Origin of the sequence: Rhodococcus sp. D-46 (assembly GCF_011290655.1) — a bacterium.
Taxonomy (GTDB): Bacteria; Actinomycetota; Actinomycetes; order Mycobacteriales; family Mycobacteriaceae; genus Rhodococcus_F; species Rhodococcus_F qingshengii.
The window spans coordinates 1-1129 of record NZ_JAANTF010000045.1; the positions used below are offsets into that span (position 1 = coordinate 1).

General features: G+C 65.5%; 1 protein-coding gene. It reads right to left on the reverse strand.

Annotated features, from left to right (window positions below):
* Window positions 1–33: 33 nt before the first annotated feature.
* Window positions 34–1129 (reverse strand): IS256 family transposase (locus G9U53_RS33255; RefSeq protein WP_165639980.1); only part of this gene is annotated, 1096 nt, incomplete at its 5' end.

Below are 1129 nucleotides of genomic sequence, written 5' to 3' on the forward strand. Positions count from 1 at the left end.
GAGGAATCGTCAAATTCTGTGGATTAAGGTGTGTCAGGCGACCTCGGATACCGGCGTGTCCGGTGACGGTTCCGGGGTGATCTCGACGGGTCGTTCGAGGAGCTTGCCCTTGTGGAACAGCGCACCGGCCCGCACCAACGCCACCAGGTGCGGGGCGTTCACGGCCCGCCAGCGGGCCTGGGCGGCCTCGATCAGCTTGTAGGCCATCGCCATCCCCGCCGCCCGCGACCCCGGGCCCTTTGTCACCTTGGTTCTCAAACGCACTGTCGCAAAAGTCGATTCGATCGGATTTGTCGTGCGCAGATGCACCCAGTGCTCAGCCGGATACCGGAAGAACTCGAGCAGCACGTCGGCGTCGTCGGTGATCTTCGCGACCGCCTTCGGGTACTTCGCGCCGTAATCGATCTCGAATGCCTTGATCGCCACCTGCGCCTTGTCGATGTCCTCGGCGAGGTAGATCTCCTTCATCGCCGCCAACGCACCAGGATGAGCCGACTTCGGCAGCGCAGAAAGAACATTCGCCTGCTTGTGAAACCAGCAGCGCTGTTCCCGCGTTTCCGGGAACACCTCGCGCAGGGCCCGCCAGAACCCCAAGGCACCGTCACCGACCGCCAGCACCGGGGCCCGCATCCCACGCCGGCGGCAATCCCGCAGCAGGTCCGCCCAGGACTCGGTCGATTCCCGGTACCCGTCGGAGAGGGCGACGAGCTCCTTACGGCCGTCGGCGCGGACACCGATCATCACCAACAGGCAAAGTTTCTCCTGCTCGAGACGCACTTTCAGGTGAATACCATCGACCCAGAGATAGACGTAATCCGCCTCCGAGAGATCCCGGGCGGCGAAGGCTCTCGCCTCGTCCTGCCACTGCGTCGTGAGGCGGGTGATCGAACTGGCCGACAGGCCGGCACCGGTGCCGAGGAACTGTTCGAGGGCGGGACCGAAGTCGCTGGTCGAGAGCCCGTGCAGGTACAGCAGCGGCAGCACCTCGGACACCTGCGCGGATTTGCGGGCCCATGCCGGCAGGATCGTCGAGGAGAACCGCCTACGTTCACCGGTGTCGGGGTCGACGCGCTTGTCATTGACCCGCGGCGCCTTCACCGCCACCGCGCCGGCGGCGGTGACCACCTCG